Here is a 20,405-nt window from a genome sequence, read left to right as displayed (position 1 = left end):
CCGGAGCCCCCCTACGGCGCGGTGCACTGCTTGGCGAGCTGCTGCTGCTTCTCCGAGAGCTTCTGGGTGGGCGACGGCGACGGGGAGTCGCTGCTGCCCGGGTCCTTGCTGCTGGAGGAGCCCTCGGCGGCGCCGGTCTTGTTCCCGCCCGCTTCCTGCTGCTTGTCCTGCTCTTCCTTCTTCTTGCCCTCGTCGGCCGGGGGCTGTACGCGCTGCTCGGCGACGATGCGGCAGACCTCGGCCTGCTGCTCCAACTCGTCGGCCTTGTCGCGGGCTTCGGCGACGCTGCTGGCCGCGATGGTCTCGCGGACCTGGTTGCGCTGGTAGCCGGGCAGGTACTTGAGTTCGACTGCGGGGCGGTCCTGGTAGACCTCGTTCAGGCTGATGCCCGCGAGTTCCTGGCTGATCCCGCGGTAGAGCGCGACATGGTCGTCGTTGGCGCCGACGTAGTACTGGGTCTGTGTCCAGCGGTAGCCGCCGTACAGTCCGCCGCCGACGATGATCAGGATCATCGTGAGCCACAGCGAGCGGCGCAGCCACTTTCTGCCGCCGCGGTGCTTGATGAAGTCGTCCTCGGTGTATGTGCCGAAGCTGCCGGACGGGGGGCCGCCCATGTCGCCGCTTCCGGGCGGGCCGAAGCCTTCGCCCGGGTGGTTCTGCGGAGGTACGGACTGGCCCGCGCTGCGGCCGAGTTCGGCCGCGCGCGCCGCAGGCGTCCCCATCGCGCCTGCGCCGCCGAGCGGCGTCTGGGACTCCGCGACGGCACCGACGACCACGGGGGTGTCGTTCAACTGCCGCCCCAGGGCGTCGTTCTCGTCGACGTCGACGACATCGGCCACGATGCACGTGATGTTGTCCGGGCCGCCGCCGCGCAGCGCGAGCTGGATCAGGTCCTGCACCGTCTCGTGCGGGCCCTGGTAGCTGGCGAGTGCTTCCTCGATGGTCTGCGGGCTGACGACGGTCGGGAGACCGTCGGAGCAGATGAGATACCGGTCCCCGGCACGTACTTCCCTGATGGACAGGTCCGGTTCGACGTGGTCGCCGCTGCCCAGCGCGCGCATCAGCAGGGAGCGCTGCGGGTGGGTCGTGGCTTCCTCTTCGGTGATGCGCCCCTCGTCGACCAGTTTCTGCACCCAGGTGTGGTCCTGGGTGATCTGCGTGAGCTGTCCGTCACGAAGCAGGTACGCACGGGAGTCGCCGACGTGTACGAGGCCGAGCCGCCGGCCCGTCCACAGCAGGGCGGTGAGCGTCGTGCCCATGCCTTCGAGCTGCGGGTCCTCTTCCACCATGACGCGCAGCTGGTCGTTGGCCCGCTGCACCGCGACACCGAGCGAGGTGAGGATGTCGGAGCCGGGGATGTCCTCGTCGAGCTGGACGATGGTGGAGATCACCTCGGAGCTGGCGACCTCTCCGGCGGCCTGGCCGCCCATGCCGTCGGCGACCGCGAGCAGGCGCGGGCCCGCGTATCCGGAGTCCTCGTTGTGGTCCCGGATCATGCCGTCGTGAGACCCGGCGGCGAAGCGCAGTGACAGACTCATGCGCACCTCGCCCGTCGGCTCCGGATACATCCGCACGGTGCCCACCCTCCGGTCGTCATGATCTGTACTACTTCCGCAGCTCGATGACCGTCTTGCCGATACGGATCGGTGCTCCGGGCTGAATCGGCGTCGGCGTGGTGAGTCGGGTCCGGTCGAGATAGGTGCCGTTGGTGGACCCGAGATCCTCGACGATCCACTGGCCGTCACGGTCCGGGTAGATCCTGGCATGCCTGCTGGAGGCGTAGTCGTCATCCAGCACGATTGTGGAGTCGTGCGCACGGCCGAGCGTGATGGTCTGACCCTGCAGCGCGACCGTGGTGCCGGTCAACGACCCTTCTGTGACGACCAGCTTGCTGGGCGCGTTCCGCCCGCGGCCGCCTCCGCCGCGGCGGCCGCTCTGCTGCCTCGGGGGCTGCTGGCGCTGCTGCGGCCGCTGGCCCTCGGCACGGCGTGCGGCGCGCTGCGTCACGCGCGTGCCGAACAGATCGCTGCGGATGACCTGCACGGCCACGATGACGAACAGCCACAGTACGGCGAGAAAACCCAGCCGCATGACCGTGAGGGTCAGCTCTGACATGCCCCCGCTTCACCCTTCGGCTTGCCGGTAAATGATCGTGGTGCTGCCCACGACGATGCGTGAGCCGTCGCGGAGCGTAGCGCGAGTGGTGTGCTGTCCGTCCACCACGATGCCGTTGGTCGATCCCAGATCCTGGATCGAAGCCGGGTCTCCCGCGCGGATCTCGCAGTGCCTGCGCGAGACTCCGGGGTCGTCGACGCGCACGTCGGCCTCGGTGCTGCGGCCCAGGACGAGGGTGGCCCGCGAGATCTGGTGGCGGTTGCCGTTGATCTCGATCCAGCGCCTCGTCTCGGCACGGGGCATGGAGCCGCCGCCGGAACCGCCGCCGGGAGCGTAGCCGGGCGGCGGGCCCGCCGGCATGGGAGGCGCGCCCACCGGACCGGGGCCGGGCGGGTAACCGCCTTGGCCGCCATAGGCGTTGCCGGGTGCGCTCGCGGAGCGCTGCGGCTGCTGCTGTGAGGCGCTGGAGGCGAGGGTGCGGCTGCGGACCCGGTACAGACCGGTGTCGAGCTCCTCGGCCTTCTCCAGGTGGACCTTGACCGATCCCATGAAGGTGTACCGCTGCTGCTTCGCGTAGTCGCGTACCATTCCGCCCAGTTCGTCCCCCAGCTGACCGGAGTACGGGCTGAGGCGCTCGTAGTCGGGTGCGCTCAGCTCGACGATGAAGTCGTTGGGCACCACGGTCCGCTCGCGGTTCCAGATCGTCGCGTTGTTGTCACATTCACGCTGGAGGGCGCCCGCGATCTCCACAGGCTGTACCTCGGACTTGAACACCTTCGCGAAGGTGCCGTTGACCAGACCCTCAAGTCGCTGCTCGAAGCGCTTCAGAACTCCCACGTTGCACCTCCTTCCCAGATGCCCTCGGCTCTAGTGCGCTTCCCAGTGTCACCCGGGGGTGCGCATGCTGTGTTCGTACGTCGGTCCGGTACTGCTTACTGATCGTATCCACGCGTGGGGAAATCGGGTGGTTCCCCAGTGGGGCCCTGCGGAGGAGTGTCACCTCTCACACCGTCACACTCCCTCGCCGTCGCGGTGACACCCTCGCATGGATCGAGGTGTCCCCGAAGCCAGTGTCCCGTAGTCGCGCGGCCTCCTGCGGGGCGGATGCGGATGTGAAGCCACCGCCGCCAGCGTGCTAATCTTCTGGACGTCGGCGGGTACTTCCGAGGAAGCCTGCCGGCCGACTTCCCGCCGAGGCGGGAGGCACCCGATGCGCGGGTGGCGGAATAGGCAGACGCGCTGGATTCAGGTTCCAGTGTCCGAAAGGACGTGGGGGTTCAACTCCCCCCTCGCGCACAGAGAGACACCGACGAAACGGGTCTCCGTCAGTGACGAAAGTCGCGGCGGGGGCCCTTTCTCCGTTGCGGCGAGGGCTCCAGCCGCCCCTTGAGCCGCTTGACCTTCTACGTGTGCACCGTTTCCGCGCATAAGGGCACGTACCCGGACATTTCCATAGTACGGGCCCCTGTTGATGATCTTCGGTTGCGGCGACCGGAGTTGATCACGCGAGGCCGCTGCTCGTTGCCGGCCCCGGAGGCGTCAGGGAGCCGTCAAGGTCGTGCCCGCAGCCGTATGGAAGCCATCAACGGCTGCTGCGTCCCCGCGGAAGTGGGCTTTTCATCTGGAAGACCGAACATTCCCGAACCTCTTCCAGGAGCTCACGATGGCCGACGTGGCCTTCGTCGTCACCATGATCGCGGTCTTCGCGCTGGTGGCCGTCATCGCCAAGGGGGTGGCAAAGCTGTGACCGCCGAGAACATCGTCGGCCTCGTCGTGGCCGCCGCCCTGCTGGGCTACCTCGCATTCGCGCTGCTGCACCCGGAGAGGTTCTGAGCCCGAGATGAGCCCTCTCCTCGCCGCTGTGCTCCAGCTGCTCGCGCTCGTGGCGGCGCTGGCTCTGACGTACCGCCCGCTCGGTGACCACATGGCCCGCGTCTACTCCTCGACCAGGCATCTGAGGGTCGAGAAGTGGATGTACAAGGCCGTCGGCGCCGACCCCGGCACCGGGATGCGCTGGCCCGCCTATCTGCGCGGTGTGCTCGCGTTCTCCGCCGCCGGCGTCCTCTTCCTCTATCTGCTGCAGCGGCTCCAGGGCGGCCTGCCCGGTTCGCTCGGCTTCTCCTCCATCGACCCGGACCAGGCGTTCAACACCGCCGCTTCCTTCGTCGCGAACACCAACTGGCAGTCGTACTACGGCGAGCAGGCCATGGGCCACGTCGTGCAGACCGGCGGGCTCGCGGTGCAGAACTTCGTCTCGGCGGCTGTGGGCATCGCCGTCGCCATCGCGCTCGTGCGGGGCTTCGCGCACAGCCGCAACGGTGAGCTGGGGAACTTCTGGGCGGACCTGGTGCGCGGTGTCGTCCGCATCCTGCTCCCGATGTCGGTGATCGGGGCGGTGGTGCTCGTCGCCTGCGGGGCCATTCAGAACTTCGCCGGCATCCACGAGGTCGGACAGTTCTCCGGGGGGACTCAGCAGTGGAACGGCGGGGCCGTCGCCTCCCAGGAGGTCATCAAGGAACTCGGCACCAACGGCGGCGGATACTTCAACGCCAACTCCGCCCACCCCTTCGAGAACCCCACCCCGTTCTCGAACCTGTTCGAGATCTTCCTGATCCTCGTCATCCCCTTCGCGCTGACGCGGACCTTCGGCAGGATGACCGGCTCCCTGAGGCAGGGCCACGCGATCCTCGCCACGATGGGGACGATCTGGATCGGCTTCACCGCGCTGATGATGTGGACCGAATTCCACCACGGCGGCCCGGCGTTGGACCTCGCCGGCGGTGCGATGGAAGGCAAGGAGACGCGCTTCGGGGTCGGCGGCTCGTCGATCTTCGCGGTGGCGACCACGCTCACCTCGACCGGAGCGGTCAACTCCTTCCACTCCTCCTTCACCGGCTTCGGCGGCGGCATCACGATGCTGGGGATGCAGCTCGGCGAGATCGCACCCGGCGGGGTCGGCTCGGGTCTGTACGGCATGCTGATCATGGCGGTCGTCGCGGTGTTCATCGCGGGACTGATGGTCGGCCGTACGCCCGAGTACCTGGGCAAGAAGATCGGGACCCGCGAGATCAAGCTGGCGGCCTGCTACATCCTGATCACTCCGGCGCTGGTGCTCTGCTTCACCGCCGCGTCGACGGCCTTGCCCACTCCGGCCGATTCGATGACCAACTCGGGGGCGCACGGCTTCTCCGAGATCCTCTACGCCTTCACCTCGGGCGCCAACAACAACGGCTCGGCCTTCGCGGGCCTCAACGCCGACACCCAGTGGTTCAACACCACCATCGGGCTGGCCATGCTGCTCGGCCGCTTCCTGCCGATGGTGTTCGTACTGGCGCTGGCAGGCTCCCTGGCCGGACAACGGCCGGTGCCCGCCACCGCGGGAACCCTGCGCACCGAGAAGCCGCTCTTCACCGGCCTGCTGGTCGGAACGATCATGATCATCGCCGGTCTGACGTACTTCCCGGCGCTGGCGCTCGGGCCGCTCGCAGAAGGGCTGGCCTGATGACCACCTCGACACAGAAACACGAGGAGCCCGGCTCCATGTCCAGCGTCTCTCCGACCCGCGCGCCGCACAGCGACGTGCACAGGGGTCACAAGCCCGGACGCGGTCGCGTCGGCGGAGGTCTCTTCGACCCCAAGCAGCTGGTCAGGTCCTTCCCGGACGCCGTCGCGAAGCTCGATCCCCGGGTGATGATCAAGTCGCCCGTGATGTTCGTGGTGCTGACCGGCTCCGTACTGACCACGGTCTTCGCGCTGATGGATCCCACCGACTGGTTCGGCTGGGCCATCGCCGCCTGGCTCTGGCTGACGACGGTCTTCGCCAACCTCGCCGAGGCGGTGGCCGAGGGACGCGGCAAGGCGCAGGCCGACACCCTGCGCAGGGCCAGGACCGACACCGTCGCGCGGCGGCTCAGCGGCGCCACGGAGGAACGACTGCCCGGCACCGGCCTGCACATCGGTGATCTGGTCGTCTGCGAGGCTGGCGACATCATCCCCGGCGACGGTGACGTCGTCGACGGGGTCGCCAGCGTGGACGAGTCGGCCGTCACCGGCGAGTCCGCGCCGGTGATCCGGGAGTCCGGCGGCGACCGCAGCGCCGTCACCGGCGGTACGCGCGTCCTCTCCGACCGCATCGTCATCAAGATCACGGCGAAGCCGGGTGAGACCTTCATCGACCGGATGATCAAGCTCGTGGAGGGTGCCGCCCGTCAGAAGACGCCCAACGAGATCGCGCTCAACATCCTTCTCGCGTCCCTCACCATCGTCTTCCTGCTCGCTGTCGTGACGCTTCAGCCGTTCGCGGTCCACGCGGGCCGGGAGCAGCCCGTGATCGTGCTGATCGCGCTGCTGGTCTGTCTGATACCGACCACCATCGGCGCGCTGCTCTCGGCCATCGGCATCGCCGGCATGGACCGGCTGGTGCAGCGCAACGTGCTCGCGATGTCGGGCCGGGCGGTCGAAGCGGCGGGGGACGTCTCCACCCTGCTGCTCGACAAGACCGGCACCGTCACCCTCGGAAACCGCCGGGCCGCCGAGTTCGTCCCGGTCGAGGGCGTCAGCGAGGCCGAACTGGCGGATGCGGCACAGCTCTCCTCGCTCGCCGACGAGACGCCCGAGGGCCGCTCGGTCGTCGTCCTCGCCAAGGAGCGGTACCGCCTGCGCGAGCGCGACCAGGGCGAGCTCGTGCACGCCGAGTGGGTGGCCTTCACCGCTCAGTCCCGCATGTCCGGTGTGGACGTGGACGGGTGCCGGGTCCGCAAGGGCGCGGCAGGTTCCGTCCTCGCGTGGGTCCGGGAGCGGGGCGGGCCGGTGGCCGAGGACGCCGCCGCCGCTGCGGACGCCATCTCGGGGGCGGGCGGTACGCCGCTGCTCGTCGCGGTGGAGGACGACCTGGGCGCACGTGTCCTCGGTGTCATCCATCTCAAGGACGTGGTCAAGGAGGGCATGCGGGAGCGGTTCGACGAGCTGCGCCGCATGGGCATCAGGACGGTCATGATCACGGGCGACAACCCGCTGACTGCACGCGCCATCGCCGACGAGGCCGGCGTGGACGACTACCTCGCCGAGGCCACGCCCGAGGACAAGATGGCGCTGATCAAGCGCGAGCAGGCGGGCGGGAAGCTCGTGGCGATGACGGGCGACGGCACCAACGACGCACCGGCCCTCGCGCAGGCGGACGTCGGAGTCGCGATGAACACCGGCACCTCGGCCGCCAAGGAGGCCGGGAACATGGTCGACCTGGACTCCGACCCGACGAAGCTCATCGAGGTCGTCGAGATCGGCAAGCAACTCCTCATCACCCGGGGCGCGTTGACCACTTTCTCCATCGCCAACGACGTCGCGAAGTACTTCGCGATCATCCCGGCGATGTTCGCCGTGGTCCATCCGGGCCTGGAGAAGCTCAACGTCATGGCGCTGTCCTCTCCGCAGTCCGCGATCCTCTCCGCGGTCGTCTTCAACGCGCTGATCATCGTCGCTCTGGTGCCGCTCGCATTGCGGGGCGTGCGCTACCGGCCAACCGGCGCCGACAGGATGCTCCGCCGCAACCTGGGGATCTACGGACTCGGCGGCCTGATCGCCCCCTTCGCCGGCATCAAGATCATCGACCTGCTCATCTCCCTCATCCCCGGAATCGGCTGATCGCCATGAACAACTCGGTAAGCAGCACCGCGCGCCTCCTCGGAGCCGCGCTCCGTGCCCTTCTCGTACTGACGGTGGTGACGGGCCTGCTGTACCCGCTTGCCGTCACCGGCGTCGCCCAGGCCTTCTTCAACGGCAAGGCCAACGGTTCGGAGGTCACATCGGACGGCGAGGTCGCCGGCTCCTCGCTGATAGGCCAGAGGTACGACCTGCCGAAGAGGGACTCCGGCGACGACGAGGAGGTGCCGCGGCCGGACCTGCGGTGGTTCCAGCCGCGCCCGTCGGGCGGGCTGGGGACCAACAGCGTCAACACCCAGTACTCGCTGATCGTCTCCGGAGCCACCAACCGGTCCGCCGACAACCCCGAACTGCTCCAGTGGGTCAAGGACGCCAAGAAGGCGGCCGTCGCGGACAACCGTACGAAGGACTACACCCCGAGGCCCTCAGATGTGCCGGCCGACGCGGTCACCTCGTCCGGCTCGGGCCTGGACCCGCACATATCGCCCCAGTACGCGGAACTGCAGGTACGCCGCGTCGCGGAGAAGAACGGTCTGCCCGTCGAACAGGTCCAGCGGCTGGCCGAGAACCACACCGACGGCCGGGTTCTCGGCTTCATGGGCGAGCCCAGGGTCAACGTCCTTCAGCTCAACATCGCGCTGAAGGAACTCGCCCGGAAGTGACGGGAGTTCAGCCGCGTCAGGAGACCGCTGCCCGGGGAGCCGCTCGCGCCGCGGGCTCCCCGGCGCCGAGGTCCCGCGGCCCGGGGCCCGTCACGCCAGGAGGGAGCGCCAGCGGTCGGCCGACTCCAGCTCGTCCAGGACGACCCGCTCCAGGAACGTCCCCGCCTTGGTCAGCCGCCTGCCCACGGGGGTGTCGGGGCCGAGCCTCTCCGCAGCGGCCATGGCGAGCCGCGCCGATTCGAGTGTGTGCCGCGCGCCGATGAGGATCGAGTGGTACCAGGCGTCGTCGTCGATCACGTAGATGTCGCGACGCCCCTGCGGGTCGCGCTCGCGCCGGATGAACCCCTGCTGGGCCAGGCCGTTCACGGCCACGGAGACGGACGCCGGGCTGACCTTCAGCCTCCGGGTCAGCTCGGCGGCGGTGCGCCTGCCGTCCTCGGACAGCATCAGGTCGATGTGTACGCGGGCCGCCGTCCTCGGCATCCCCGCCCTGACCGCCAGCTCGATGATCTCCTCTTCCATCCCGGTCGTACTGCCCTGCGGTCCGGCGGCGCGTGGGGGTGCGGGTGTGCCGCGCCGGGCCCGCCGGCCCGTCTCCTGGTGTGCTTGCCGGGGCCGGTAGCCGCTGGGGCCGCCGTTGCGTCCGACCTCCCGGCTGATCGTCGACGTCGGCCGGTCCAGCCGTCTGGCGATCTCGGCGTACGAGAGACCGTCGGCGAGTCCGGCCGCGATGCGCTGGCGCTCCTGCTGGGTCAGTCGTCCTCCTGGCATGCCGCCAGTATTGCCTTCACCGTCATTCATTGCAACGCCCCATTGCGTTCTGTCTCAGTGTCATTGCATCAATTAACGGCGCTCTACCTGCATTAATGGCAGAAACTGGATTGACGAGATCCTGAATGCAACGTAGCTTTCAGTTCACCTTGAACGCGCACTATCGCGAGATGAGGAATGGCCATGGGTGAATCCCCGCATGCCGTCGCGACGCTGCCGACCGCGCGTCAGCCCGGCTGCCCCTTCGACCCGCCCGCGGAGCTGACCGACGCCCGCCGGCACGGCCCCATCAGCCGCTACACCTTCCCCGGCGGGAAGCCCGGCTGGCTGATCACCGGATTCGACCTGGTCAGGTCGGTGCTGGCCGACCCGCGGTTCAGCTCACGCAAGGAGCTCATGCGCCACCACCCGACCATCGACTACGGGGACATCGAGGTCCCCCCGGCGCCGCCCGGCGAGTTCCTCCTCATGGACGAGCCCCTGCACAGCCGCTACCGGAAGCCGCTCATGGGCAAGTTCACCGTGCGGCGGATGCGGCTGCTCACCGAGCGCGTCGAGCAGATCACCGCCGGCCACCTCGACGCCATGGAGAAGGCCGGACCGCCGGCGGACCTGGTGACGGCGTTCGCCAAGCCCATCCCCGCCATCATGATCTGTGAGCTGCTGGGGGTGCCGTACGAGGACCGGGGGTCCTTCCAGGAGCAGGTCGAGATGTTCATGAACGGGGAGACGAGCGACGAGGACCTGATCGCGGCCTACACCGCGACCCAGGACTACCTCGCGGAGCTCGTGGCCGCCAAGCGCGCGAACCCCACCGACGACGTGCTCAGCGACCTCACCGACACCGATCTGACGGATGAGGAGCTGAAGGGGATCGCCCTGATCCTGCTGGCGGCCGGGCTCGACACCACCGCCAACATGCTCGCCCTCGGCACCTTCGCGCTGCTGCGCAACCCGGAGCAGCCGGCCGCGCTGCGCGCCGATCCCGCGCTCGCCGACGCGGCCGTGGAGGAGCTGCTGCGGTACCTCAGCGTCGCCAAGACGTTCATGAGGACGGCGCTGGAGGACGCCGAGGTGGGCGGCCAGATCATCGAGGCCGGCTCGCCGGTGATCCTGTCGTTCAACACCGCCAACCGCGACCCCGAGCGCTTCGCCGATCCTCACGTGCTCGACCTGCGCCGCCAGAACGGGGGGCATCTGGCCTTCGGACACGGCGTCCACCAGTGCCTGGGTCAGCAGCTGGCCCGCGTCGAGATGCGGGTCGCCTTCCCCGCGCTGTTCGGCCGCTTCCCGACGCTGCGCCTGGCCGTACCGCCGGAAGCGGTCGCCCTGCGCCCGGAGACCGCGGACGTCCACGGCGTGAAGAGCCTGCCGGTCACCTGGGACGCGTGACCGATGAGGATCGCTGTGGACGCAGAGCGCTGCATCGGCGCCGGGATGTGCGCGCTGACCGCCCCTGAGGTCTTCGACCAGGATGCCGACGACGGCCACGTCCTCCTGCTGCGCGCCGAGCCGCCCACCGCCGCTCGCGCGGCCGCACGGATGGCCGCCGGTGTCTGCCCCTCCGGGGCGATCACCCTCAGCGAGCCGGAACCCGGGAGTTCCTGACGCCGGAGCGGCCCGTCAGGGCCACGGCGACGACGGGAGCAGTGCCCTGCACTCATTCTCCTTCGTCCCGGTCATCGGCGATGCGGTCGCCGTGGTCACCGGCCCGCTCGCCCTCGTCCTCGGCGCGACAGGCATCAGGCGCAGTGAAAAGGGCGTCGCAACGAACTTCGGGCCCTCCCTCACAGGCGCCACCCTCGGGGCCCTGGCGATCCTCGTCGTCGCGCTGATGTTCGCGGTGACCCGCTGAGTGCCTGACGGGCCCCGCACTCCTCGCCCTAGCGTTCGAAGCGGTAGCCCATGCCGGACTCGGTGATGAAGTGCCGGGGGTGCGCGGGGTCCTTCTCCAGCTTGCGGCGCAGCTGGGCCATGTAGACGCGCAGGTAGTTGGTCTCGGTCTCGTAGCTCGGCCCCCACACGTCCTGAAGCAGCTGGCGCTGGGTGACCAGGCGGCCGGAGTTGCGTACGAGCACTTCGAGCACGTGCCATTCGGTCGGGGTGAGGCGGACGTCGGAGCCGTCCCGTCTGACCTTCTTGGCCGCGAGGTCGAAGGTGAGCGCCCCGGTCTCGACGACGACGTCCTCCTCGTCGGCGGGGGTTGCCCTGCGTACGGCCGCTCGCAGGCGGGCGAGCAGTTCGTCCATGCCGAAGGGCTTGGTCACGTAGTCGTCGGCGCCGGCGTCGAGGGCCTCCACCTTCTCGTCGGAGGCGTGCCGGGCGGAGAGCACGATGACCGGGACGCGGGTCCAGCCGCGCAGTCCGCTGATGACCTCGACACCGTCCATGTCGGGCAGGCCGAGGTCGAGGATGATCACGTCGGGGTGCCGGGTGGCGGCGAGGTGAAGGGCGGAGGCGCCGTCGTGCGCGGCGTCCACCTCGTACTTGCGGGCACGCAGATTGATCGTGAGGGCCCGGACGAGCTGTGGTTCGTCGTCCACGACGAGCACTCGCGCCATCCGTCCGGCTGTTTCGTGCCGCGGGGCGTCGGCCCGGGACTCCGTCATGACGTGGCTTCCGCGGTGAGATCGGGGCGGGCCGCGGGCCTGCCGGGGGCGGTTGTGAGAGTCAGCACCATGGTCAGGCCTCCGCTGGGAGTGTCCTCGGCGGTGAGGGTGCTGCCCATGGCTTCGGCGAAGCCGCGGGCGACGGCGAGGCCGAGGCCGACGCCGTCGCCGCCGGGGACGTCGCCGTGGCGCTGGAACGGTTCGAAGATGCGGTCCTTGCCGGCGTCGGGCACGCCGGGGCCGCGGTCGATGACGCGCAGCTCGACGCGCTCGCCGAAGGCACTGGCGGACATCAGGACCTGCTCGTCCCCTGGGCTGTACTTGACGGCGTTCTCGACGATGTTGGCGACGATCCGCTCCAGCAGCCCCCGGTCGGCCTCGATCATCGGGAGGGTCTCGGGGATGTCCAGCCTGACCGCCGATTCGGGCACGCCCTTGAGGGCCAGCGGTACGACTTCGTCGAGGTCGGTCTCGCGCATGAGCGGGGAAACGGCGCCGGTCTGCAGCCTGCTCATGTCCAGCAGGTTGCCGATGAGGTGGTCGAGCCGGTCGGCGCCTTCCTCGATTGCGGCGAGCAGCCCGGCCTCGTCCTCCGCGGACCAGGCGACGTCGCCGGAACGCAGCGAGGACACCGACGCCTTCACGGCGGCCAGCGGCGTACGCAGGTCATGGGAGACGGCGGCGAGCAGTGCCGTGCGGATACGGTCCGTCTCCTCGAGGCGGCGGGCCCGTTCGGCTTCGTCCATCAGCCGCCGGCGTTCCAGTACGACGGCCGCCTGAGCGGCGAAGGCGCCCAGTACGCGGCGGTCCTCGGCGGGCAGCACGCGGCCGCGCAACGCCAGGGTCGTTCCCTCACCGGCGGGGACGTCCACGTCGGCGTCGTCGGGATGCTCCGCAGGGTCCGGTCCTACGCTGCCGGCGCACCTCCAGCGTTCGCGGCTCCCGCCCCGCTCCAGCAGCGCCGCCGATTCCATGCCGAAGGTCTCGCGGGCCTGTTCCAGCAGGACGGGCAGTTCCGTCCCGTCTCCCGGCCGCGCGGGGAAAGCTCGTTCTGCTGGGGAGACCCGGTGGCGCAGCACGCTGCCCGCGAGGTGGCTGAGGATCTCGGCCTCGGAACGGAGCCTGGCCGCCTGAGCGGTGCGGCGGGCGGCCACGTCCACCACGGAGGCCACGGCGACCCCGACCACCACGAAGATGACGATGGCCAGGATGTTCTGCGGGTCGGAGACGGTCCAGGTGCGGACCGGGGCGGTGAAGAAGTAGTTCAGCAGCAGCGATCCGACGACCGCCGACACGACGGCCGGCAGCAGACCGCCCAGCAGTGCGGCCGTCACGGTCATGGTGAGGAAGAGCAGCATCTCGTTCGCCAGTCCGAGCCCGGGGCCGGCGGCGGTCAGCAGGACGGTGAGCAGTGCGGGCCCGGCCGTACCGGTGAGCCAGCCGGCGACGATGCGGCTGCGTCCGAGGCGTGCTCCGCGGGCCGCGGGCAGTCCGCGGCCCTTGGCGGCGCGTTCGTGAGTGACGATGTGTACGTCGATGTCGGGACCGGACTCGCGTGCGACGGTGGCGCCGACGCCGGGCCCGAAGAGGTACTGCCAGGCGTTGCGGCGGCTGATGCCGAGCACGATCTGGGTGGCGTTGACGCCCCGGGCGAACTCCAGGAGGGCGTCGGGGATGTCGTCGCCGACGACGGTGTGGAAGGTGCCGCCCAGGCCCTCGACCAGGTTGCGCTGTACGGCCAGCTCCTCAGGGGACGCCGAGGTGAGGCCGTCGCTTCGGGACACGTACACGGCGAGGATCTCGCTGCCCGAGCCCTTGGCGGCGATGCGCGTGGCCCGGCGGATCAGCGTCCGCCCCTCGGGTCCGCCCGTGAGACCGACCAGGATGCGTTCGCGGGCGGGCCAGGGTGAGGAGATGCCCTTCTCGGCGCGGTACTGCTGGAGGTACTCGTCGACGCGGTCGGCCGTCCACAGCAGGGCGAGTTCGCGCAGCGCGGTGAGGTTCCCGGGCCGGAAGTAGTTGGAGAGGGCGGCGTCGATCTTGTCCGCCGCGTAGACGTTGCCGTGTGCGAGACGTCTGCGCAGCGCCTGCGGCGACATGTCCACCAGCTCGATCTGGTCGGCGCGGCGTACGACCTCGTCGGGGACGGTCTCGCGCTGCCGGACCCCGGTGATGGACTCCACGACGTCGCCGAGGGATTCCAGGTGCTGGATGTTGACCGTGGAGATCACGGTGATTCCGGCCTCCAGCAGCTCCTCGACGTCCTGCCACCGCTTGGCGTTCCGGGAGCCGGGGACGTTGGTGTGCGCCAGTTCGTCGACCAGGGCCACGGCCGGAGCGCGTGCGAGGACGGCGTCGACGTCCATCTCCGTGAACTCCGCGCCCCGGTGGGTGATCTCGCGGCGCGCGACCAGCTCCAGGCCGTGCAGCAGCACCTCGGTGCGCGGCCGTCCGTGGCACTCGACGAAGCCCACCACGACGTCCGTGCCCCTCTCCAGGCGCCGGTGTGCCTCGGAGAGCATGTCGTAGGTCTTGCCGACGCCGGGGGCGGCACCGAGGTAGATGCGCAGATTGCCGCGGGCCATGGCTCCATTGTCTTTCACGTCGGGTGCGGGGACGTTCGTCCTCCGCGTCGGACTCGGAGACGTCGGACGGCGAGCCGCGGATGCGAGCTCACGCAAGAGCAAACTCCCCGGACGGACACGCGCGGCGTCCGTTGACGAAGTCCTGACGCCCCAACGGTCGATCCTGACGCGGCCCTGATGGACACCGGCAGCAGGCCGCCAGGCGTCCGGCCCGGCCCTCGCCGGGACGGACGCCACGCCCGCCGTGGGCGGGGCGGCGCGGAAACGGCCGGAGGCTCCCACAGTGGTGCGGAGGCCACCCGCCGGTCGCTGGCCCGCATTCACTGCGTACTCCGGAGGTGGTTCGTGACCGGGACCGTGCACAGCGGAGCAGAAGCAGGCGACGGCGCCGGCGGACGGTGGCAGTTCTGGGTCGACCGCGGCGGCACCTTCACCGACGTCGTGGCCCGGCGGCCGGACGGCACACTGCTGGCGCACAAGCTGCTGTCCGAGAGCCCCCGCTACAGGGACGCAGCCGTCGAGGGAATCCGTACGGTCCTGGGGACGGCGGAAGGCGCGGCCGTGGCGGGCGAGGAGATCGAGACGGTACGGATGGGCACCACCGTCGCCACCAACGCCCTGCTCGAACGCAAGGGTGAGCGGACCGCTCTGGTGATCACACGGGGTTTCCGTGACGCGCTGCGCATCGGCTACCAGAACCGCCCGCACATCTTCGACCGGGCGATCACGCTGCCGGAGGCGCTGTACGAGCGGGTGATCGAGGTGGACGAGCGCATCACCGCGGACGGCACGGTGCTGCGGGCGCCCGATCTCGAAGGGCTCGCCCCTCGGCTGCGGTGCGCGTACGACGACGGCATCCGCGCGGTGGCGGTGGTGTGCATGCACAGCCACCTGCACCCAGGACACGAAGCGGCCGTCGGGGAGCTCGCAGAGCGGACCGGCTTCCCGCAGGTCTCCCTGTCCAGCGAGGTCAGCCCTCTGATGAAGCTGGTGCCGCGCGGCGACACGGCTGTAGTCGACGCCTATCTGTCGCCCGTGCTGCGGCGCTACGTGGGGCAGGTCGCCGAGCAGCTGCGGGGGGTGCGGCTGATGTTCATGCAGTCCAACGGCGGCCTTGCGGAGGCCGGCCACTTCCGCGGGAAGGACGCGATCCTCTCCGGCCCGGCGGGCGGCATCGTCGGAATGGCGAGGATGTCCCGACTGGCGGGCTTCGACGAGGTGATCGGCTTCGACATGGGCGGCACGTCGACCGACGTCTCGCACTTCGCGGGCGGCTACGAGCGGGTGTTCACCGCGCAGGTGGGCGGCGTACGGCTGCAGGCTCCGATGCTGGACATCCACACCGTCGCAGCCGGGGGCGGATCGGTTCTGCACTTCGACGGCAGCCGCTACCGGGTGGGGCCGGACTCGGCCGGCGCCCACCCGGGACCCGCCTCGTACCGTGGCGGCGGCCCGCTCACCGTCACCGACGCCAACGTGATGCTGGGCCGCATCCAGCCCGCACACTTCCCGCACGTCTTCGGTCCGGACGGCCGCCGGTCACTGGACCGCCGGACGGTGCGGGAGCGGTTCGCCGCTCTGGCCGGCGAGATCCGTGAACGTACGGGCGACAGCCGGTCCCCGGAGGAGGTCGCGGCGGGGTATCTGGAGATCGCCGTGGCGAACATCGGCAGCGCGATCAAGCGCATCTCCGTGCAGAAGGGCCACGACGTCACGCGGTACGCGCTGACCACCTTCGGCGGTGCGGGTGCCCAGCACGCGTGTGCGGTGGCCGACTCCCTCGGCATCCGTACCGTCCTGGTGCCGCCGATGGCCGGGGTGCTCTCCGCCCTGGGCATGGGCCTCGCCGACACCACCGCGATGCGTGAGCAGTCCGTGGAACTCCCCCTCGCCGGGGAGCACATGGAGCACATCCGGGCGCTCGCCGCGGACCTGGAGTCGGCGGCGCGTGCGGAACTCCTCGACCAGGACATCCCCGCAGGACACATCGGGGTGACGCGCCGCGCCCGGCTCCGCTACGACGGGACCGACACCGCGCTGGCCGTGGAGCTCGCCGGGCCGGACGCCATGACGGAGTCGTTCGAAGCGAGGCACCGTGCCACGTACTCGTTCCTCATGGACCGTCCGGTCGTCGTGGAGGCCGTATCGGTGGAGGCGGTCGGCGTCACGGAGCAGCCGGGGCTCGCGGCCCTCGGCGGTGCGGACGGCTCCGGTGACGACGGGCGGGACGGGGAACGCGGGGAGCGCGGGGACGGCGGCGTGAGCACCGTGTGCCTCTGGACGGGCGGAGCATGGCGGGACGTTCCACTGCACGGCCGGGGTTCCCTGCGGACCGGCGACCGTGTGCCGGGCCCGGCGATCATCACGGAGGCCAACGCCACCACGGTCGTCGACGCCGGCTGGCGTGCGGACGTGACGCCCGAGGGCCATCTGCTGGTGCGGCGCGTGGCCGCGCGGGGCGAGGCGGACGTGGGGACCGAGGCGGACCCGGTCCTCCTGGAGATCTTCGGCAACCTCTTCATGTCGATCGCCGAACAGATGGGCGCGCGGCTGGAGTCGACCGCGCAGTCCGTCAACATCAAGGAACGGCTCGACTTCTCGTGTGCCCTCTTCGGCCCGGACGGCGATCTCGTCGCCAACGCCCCGCACATCCCCGTGCACCTGGGCTCGATGGGCACCACCGTGAAGGAGGTGATCCGCCGCCGGGCGGGGACGATGAAGCCGGGCGACGCCTACGCCGTCAACGACCCGTACAACGGCGGCACTCATCTGCCGGACGTCACCGTCGTGACACCCGCCTTCGAGGATCGCGCTGAGGGTGCGGACCCGGCGGACGCGCGGATTCTCTTCTTCGTCGCCTCCCGCGGCCACCACGCCGAGATCGGCGGGCTGACTCCCGGATCCATGCCGGCCGGCAGCCGTGAGATCCACGAGGAGGGCGTGCTCTTCGACAACTGGCTGCTCGTCGAGGACGGCAGGCTCCGTGAGGAGGAGACGCGGCGGCTGCTGACGGAGGCGCCCTTCCCGTCCCGCAACCCGGACACGAACCTCGGGGACCTCCGCGCGCAGATCGCGGCCAACCGGAAGGGCGTCGAGGAAGTCGGCAGAATGATCGGCCACTTCGGCCTGGACGTGGTGCAGGCGTACATGCGGCACGTGCAGGACAACGCCGAGGAGTCGGTACGCAAGGTCGTCGACGCCCTGGACGACGGCGAGTACCGCTACGAGACGGATGCGGGCCACGTGATCTCCGTACGGGTCTCGGTGGACCGCGAACACCGCTCGGCGACAGTGGACTTCACCGGCACCTCGGCGCAGCTCGGCTCGAATCTCAACGCGCCCACGTCCGTGGTGACCGCCGCCGTCCTCTACGTCTTCCGCACTCTCGTCGGCGACGAGATCCCGCTGAACGACGGCTGTCTGAGGCCGCTGCGGATCATCATCCCGCCGGGCTCGATGCTGGCTCCGGTCCATCCCGCCGCCGTCGTCGCGGGCAACGTCGAGACGTCACAGGCGATCACGGGCGCGCTCTACGCCGCGATGGGCGTACAGGCGGAGGGCTCGGGGACGATGAACAACGTCACGTTCGGGAACGAGCGGCACCAGTACTACGAGACCGTGGCGTCGGGCTCCGGTGCCGGTGACGGCTTCGACGGCGCTCCGGTCGTGCAGACGCACATGACCAACTCCCGGCTCACCGACCCCGAGGTCCTGGAGACGCAACTGCCCGTGCTGGTCGAGGAGTTCGCAATCCGCCACGGCAGCGGCGGGGCGGGGCGGCAGCGCGGCGGGGACGGTGCCGTGCGCCGGATCCGCTTCCGTGAGCCGATGACCGTGAGCACGCTGTCGGGCCACCGCCGGGTGCCTCCGTACGGGATGGCAGGCGGCGCGGCGGGCGCACTGGGCTCCAACCGCATCGAACGGGCGGCCGGCGGCAGCCTGATCATGGGTGCGTGCGACTCGGCCGAGGTGGAGCCCGGCGACGTGCTGGTGGTGGAGACCCCGGGCGGCGGCGGATACGGGCCGCCGCGCGACGGCGGGTAGAAACGGCGTCAGGGGCGCCACGTGGCGGTCCGCCTGCTCACGGCGGCGTGCCCTCCCTCAGCGGTCGCCCTCCGCCGGCACCACCACGACGGGGCAGTGAGCGTGGTGCAGCACGGCCTGGCTGACGGAACCCAGCAGCATCCCTGTGAAGCCGCCGTGCCCCCGGGCGCCCACGACCAGCATCCGCGCGCCCTTGCTCGCGTCCATCAGCCGCTCCCGGGTGCGTCCGCGCAGGACGCGGTGCTCCACCCGTACGTCCGGATACCGCCCCGCGTGCCCGGCGAGCGCCTCGGACAGCAGCGCCTCCTCCTCGTCCCGCAGCTCACCGGGCTTACGGGCGTACGCCTCGGACGGGTCACGGGGAACCGTGGGAGGCACCGACCACTCGGACCACACATGAGTCGCCACGAGATCCACCTCCCGAAGCGACGCCTCTTCGAAGGCGAACGCGACCGCGGCACGGTTCGCGGCGGAGCCGTCCACCGCGGCCATGACCGGTCCGGAGGGCTCGGCCGTGCCGCGTACCACCAGCACCGGGCAGCGGGAGTGCGAGGCGAGGTGCATGGCGACGGAGCCGAGCAGCAGCCCGGAGAACGCGCCCCTGCCCTTGCTCCCGACGGCGATCAGCGAGGCCGGCGCGGACAGTTCCGTGAGCACGGGGAGGACCTCACCCATGGCGACGGAGCCGGTCACCTCCACACCGGGGGCGGTCGTACGGGCGCGTGAGACGGCCTCCTCCACGCTCGCCTCCGCACGGCTGTGGAACGCCTCCGCCGCGGACCCGGCCACCGTAACTCCGCGGAGGACGGGGGCCGTCGGCCAGCTCAGCACCTGCACGACCCGCAGACCGGTACCGCGCAGTGCGGCCTCCTCCGCGGCGTGCTCCATGGCCGCGAGGCTCACCTCGGATCCGTCCACTCCGACGACGACTTCGTTGCCCGTCTCCACAACGCTCGTCTCCACAGCCGCGCTCCTTCCGCCCGTCCGCCCGCTCGCTGCACCCGCGCCCGCGGGCCGGTCCGCTGCTGCCTTGTTCTTCCCTGCTCACCCTCAGGGTCGTGCCGGGCACGGTGCCGTACGAGGGCCGAACGGGCCGGGACCAGGGTCTTACGGGCATGGTGACGGCTGCTGCCCGGCGGGCCGTCCAGGTCCGCCGGGCCCAGCCGCGTGCGGCGGAGGCCGAGACGGCTGCGCCGAGGGCACGGCGGCAAGTGCGGCTGCGATACGTGCGGCCGCGGCTGCGTCACGTGCGGGGAGCCGGTCTCAGACCGCCGCCGCGAAGCGTGCCGCGAGGGCCTTGCCGTGTGCGCCCGCCGTCTCGTGTGCCTTGGTGCGCGAGGCCTCCGCGAGGTCGACCAGCGACTCCATGCCGGGCGTACGGGCGGCCAGCGTGAGCTCCGGCACGACGAACTCCAGCTCCAGGCCCATGCCCTCGCCGAGCATCTTGGCCAGGTAGCTCTGTACGAACTCCCAGCTCTCGCGCGGCGTGCCGGGCCCGTATCCGCCGCCGCGGCTGGCCACGACCACGGTGGGGGTGCCCGCGGCGGTCGGGGTGTCCGTGCCGAATGTGCGCCCGTTGAGGACCACCTGGTCGATCCACGCCTTGAGGGTCGAGGGGACCGTGAAGTTGTACATGGGCGCGCCGATCAGCACGGCGTCCGCCTGCTCCAGTTCGCGGGCCAGCTTGTCGCGCAGCGCGTACGCCACCGACTGCTCCGGGCTGTGGGTCTCCGGCGGGGCGAAGGCGCTGGAGGCGGCCACACCGTCGAGGTGCGGGAGCGGGTCGGCGGCCAGGTCGCGGTACACGACCGTTCCGTCCGGGTGCTCGGCCTCCCATGCCTTGCGGAAGGACGCGCCGACGTCGCGCGAGACGGAGCCGTCGTGCGGGAAGACGGACGAGTCGAGGTGAAGCAGAGTAGCCATGAGGGAAGCTCCTTGGTGAATGTAAGGAGGTACTGTTG

General features: G+C 70.4%; 17 protein-coding genes and 1 tRNA gene. 10 read left to right on the top strand and 8 right to left on the bottom strand.

Features of this window, described 5'->3' with window-relative positions:
- Nucleotides 1–11: 11 nt before the first annotated feature.
- Genes AN215_RS11910 through AN215_RS11900 form a run of 3 tightly spaced genes read right to left on the bottom strand, consistent with a single transcriptional unit; the run spans nucleotide 12 to nucleotide 2,952 of the window.
- Complete coding sequence (locus AN215_RS11910; protein ID WP_070009088.1) at nucleotides 12–1,583, bottom strand: PP2C family protein-serine/threonine phosphatase; 1,572 nt, start codon at nucleotides 1,581–1,583, stop codon at nucleotides 12–14.
- A gap of 22 nt (nucleotides 1,584–1,605) precedes the next feature.
- Entirely contained in the window at nucleotides 1,606–2,115 is a 510-nt protein-coding gene (locus tag AN215_RS11905; protein ID WP_070009087.1) for an FHA domain-containing protein FhaB/FipA, read from the bottom strand.
- Nucleotides 2,116–2,124: 9 nt separating this feature from the next.
- On the bottom strand, nucleotides 2,125–2,952 hold the full coding sequence (locus tag AN215_RS11900; protein ID WP_070009086.1) for an FHA domain-containing protein: 828 nt from the start codon (nucleotides 2,950–2,952) through the stop codon (nucleotides 2,125–2,127).
- A gap of 375 nt (nucleotides 2,953–3,327) precedes the next feature.
- Here AN215_RS11900 and AN215_RS11895 point away from each other — a divergent pair.
- From AN215_RS11895 to AN215_RS11875, 6 genes are all read left to right on the top strand, one after another.
- Nucleotides 3,328–3,411, top strand: a tRNA-Leu gene (locus tag AN215_RS11895).
- A 262-nt stretch (nucleotides 3,412–3,673) separates the two neighbouring features.
- A complete protein-coding gene (locus AN215_RS29545) occupies nucleotides 3,674–3,862 on the top strand; it encodes a hypothetical protein (RefSeq protein ID WP_139140722.1) in 189 nt (62 codons plus the stop codon).
- Complete coding sequence (gene kdpF / locus AN215_RS29160) at nucleotides 3,859–3,948, top strand: K(+)-transporting ATPase subunit F (protein ID WP_070009085.1); 90 nt, start codon at nucleotides 3,859–3,861, stop codon at nucleotides 3,946–3,948. Before AN215_RS29545 ends, kdpF begins: the two co-directional genes overlap by 4 nt.
- A gap of 7 nt (nucleotides 3,949–3,955) precedes the next feature.
- A complete protein-coding gene (kdpA, locus tag AN215_RS11885; protein ID WP_070009084.1) occupies nucleotides 3,956–5,617 on the top strand; it encodes a potassium-transporting ATPase subunit KdpA in 1,662 nt (553 codons plus the stop codon).
- Nucleotides 5,618–5,655: 38 nt separating this feature from the next.
- On the top strand, nucleotides 5,656–7,755 hold the full coding sequence (gene kdpB, locus AN215_RS11880; RefSeq protein WP_420856088.1) for a potassium-transporting ATPase subunit KdpB: 2,100 nt from the start codon (nucleotides 5,656–5,658) through the stop codon (nucleotides 7,753–7,755).
- A gap of 5 nt (nucleotides 7,756–7,760) precedes the next feature.
- Nucleotides 7,761–8,435 carry a potassium-transporting ATPase subunit C gene (locus AN215_RS11875; protein WP_070009082.1) on the top strand — a complete coding sequence of 225 codons (675 nt, stop codon included), beginning with the start codon at nucleotides 7,761–7,763 and terminating at the stop codon, nucleotides 8,433–8,435.
- Between the two features lie 90 nt (nucleotides 8,436–8,525).
- On the opposite strand, the gene AN215_RS11870 is transcribed toward AN215_RS11875, so the two are convergent.
- Nucleotides 8,526–9,206, bottom strand: coding sequence for a GbsR/MarR family transcriptional regulator (locus tag AN215_RS11870; RefSeq protein ID WP_070009081.1), 681 nt, complete (start codon nucleotides 9,204–9,206; stop codon nucleotides 8,526–8,528).
- A 183-nt stretch (nucleotides 9,207–9,389) separates the two neighbouring features.
- On the opposite strand from AN215_RS11870, the gene AN215_RS11865 reads away from it, so the two are divergent.
- The 3 genes from AN215_RS11865 (at nucleotide 9,390) to AN215_RS29825 (ending at nucleotide 11,061) form a co-directional block, all read left to right on the top strand.
- Nucleotides 9,390–10,598 carry a cytochrome P450 gene (locus AN215_RS11865; RefSeq protein ID WP_070009080.1) on the top strand — a complete coding sequence of 403 codons (1,209 nt, stop codon included), beginning with the start codon at nucleotides 9,390–9,392 and terminating at the stop codon, nucleotides 10,596–10,598.
- Nucleotides 10,599–10,601: 3 nt separating this feature from the next.
- Nucleotides 10,602–10,814, top strand: coding sequence for a ferredoxin (locus AN215_RS11860; protein WP_070009079.1), 213 nt, complete (start codon nucleotides 10,602–10,604; stop codon nucleotides 10,812–10,814).
- Between the two features lie 91 nt (nucleotides 10,815–10,905).
- Complete coding sequence (locus AN215_RS29825; protein ID WP_171904166.1) at nucleotides 10,906–11,061, top strand: hypothetical protein; 156 nt, start codon at nucleotides 10,906–10,908, stop codon at nucleotides 11,059–11,061.
- Nucleotides 11,062–11,089: 28 nt separating this feature from the next.
- Here the strand turns inward: AN215_RS29825 and AN215_RS11850 are convergent, their stop codons facing one another.
- Together AN215_RS11850 and AN215_RS11845 are read right to left on the bottom strand one after the other, a co-directional pair.
- Nucleotides 11,090–11,767 (bottom strand): response regulator, encoded by a 678-nt coding sequence (locus tag AN215_RS11850; RefSeq protein WP_070009509.1) that lies wholly within the window; start codon nucleotides 11,765–11,767, stop codon nucleotides 11,090–11,092.
- A 44-nt stretch (nucleotides 11,768–11,811) separates the two neighbouring features.
- Nucleotides 11,812–14,400 (bottom strand): sensor histidine kinase, encoded by a 2,589-nt coding sequence (locus AN215_RS11845; RefSeq protein ID WP_070009078.1) that lies wholly within the window; start codon nucleotides 14,398–14,400, stop codon nucleotides 11,812–11,814.
- A 345-nt stretch (nucleotides 14,401–14,745) separates the two neighbouring features.
- On the opposite strand from AN215_RS11845, the gene AN215_RS11840 reads away from it, so the two are divergent.
- Nucleotides 14,746–18,444 (top strand): hydantoinase B/oxoprolinase family protein, encoded by a 3,699-nt coding sequence (locus AN215_RS11840; protein WP_245694406.1) that lies wholly within the window; start codon nucleotides 14,746–14,748, stop codon nucleotides 18,442–18,444.
- Between the two features lie 57 nt (nucleotides 18,445–18,501).
- Here the strand turns inward: AN215_RS11840 and AN215_RS11835 are convergent, their stop codons facing one another.
- Both AN215_RS11835 and AN215_RS11830 read right to left on the bottom strand, forming a co-directional pair.
- The gene (locus AN215_RS11835; RefSeq protein ID WP_079122909.1) at nucleotides 18,502–19,407 is read right to left on the bottom strand and encodes a universal stress protein; all 906 of its coding nucleotides are present in this window, start codon (nucleotides 19,405–19,407) and stop codon (nucleotides 18,502–18,504) included.
- Between the two features lie 300 nt (nucleotides 19,408–19,707).
- Nucleotides 19,708–20,367, bottom strand: a complete 660-nt coding sequence (locus AN215_RS11830) for an FMN-dependent NADH-azoreductase (protein WP_070009077.1) — start codon at nucleotides 20,365–20,367, stop codon at nucleotides 19,708–19,710.
- Nucleotides 20,368–20,405 lie beyond the last annotated feature (38 nt).

Source organism: Streptomyces abyssalis, assembly GCF_001751365.1.
GTDB lineage: Bacteria > Actinomycetota > Actinomycetes > Streptomycetales > Streptomycetaceae > Streptomyces > Streptomyces abyssalis.
Note: the sequence above shows the minus strand (reverse complement) of the source record. Positions and strands in the feature narration are given on the sequence as shown.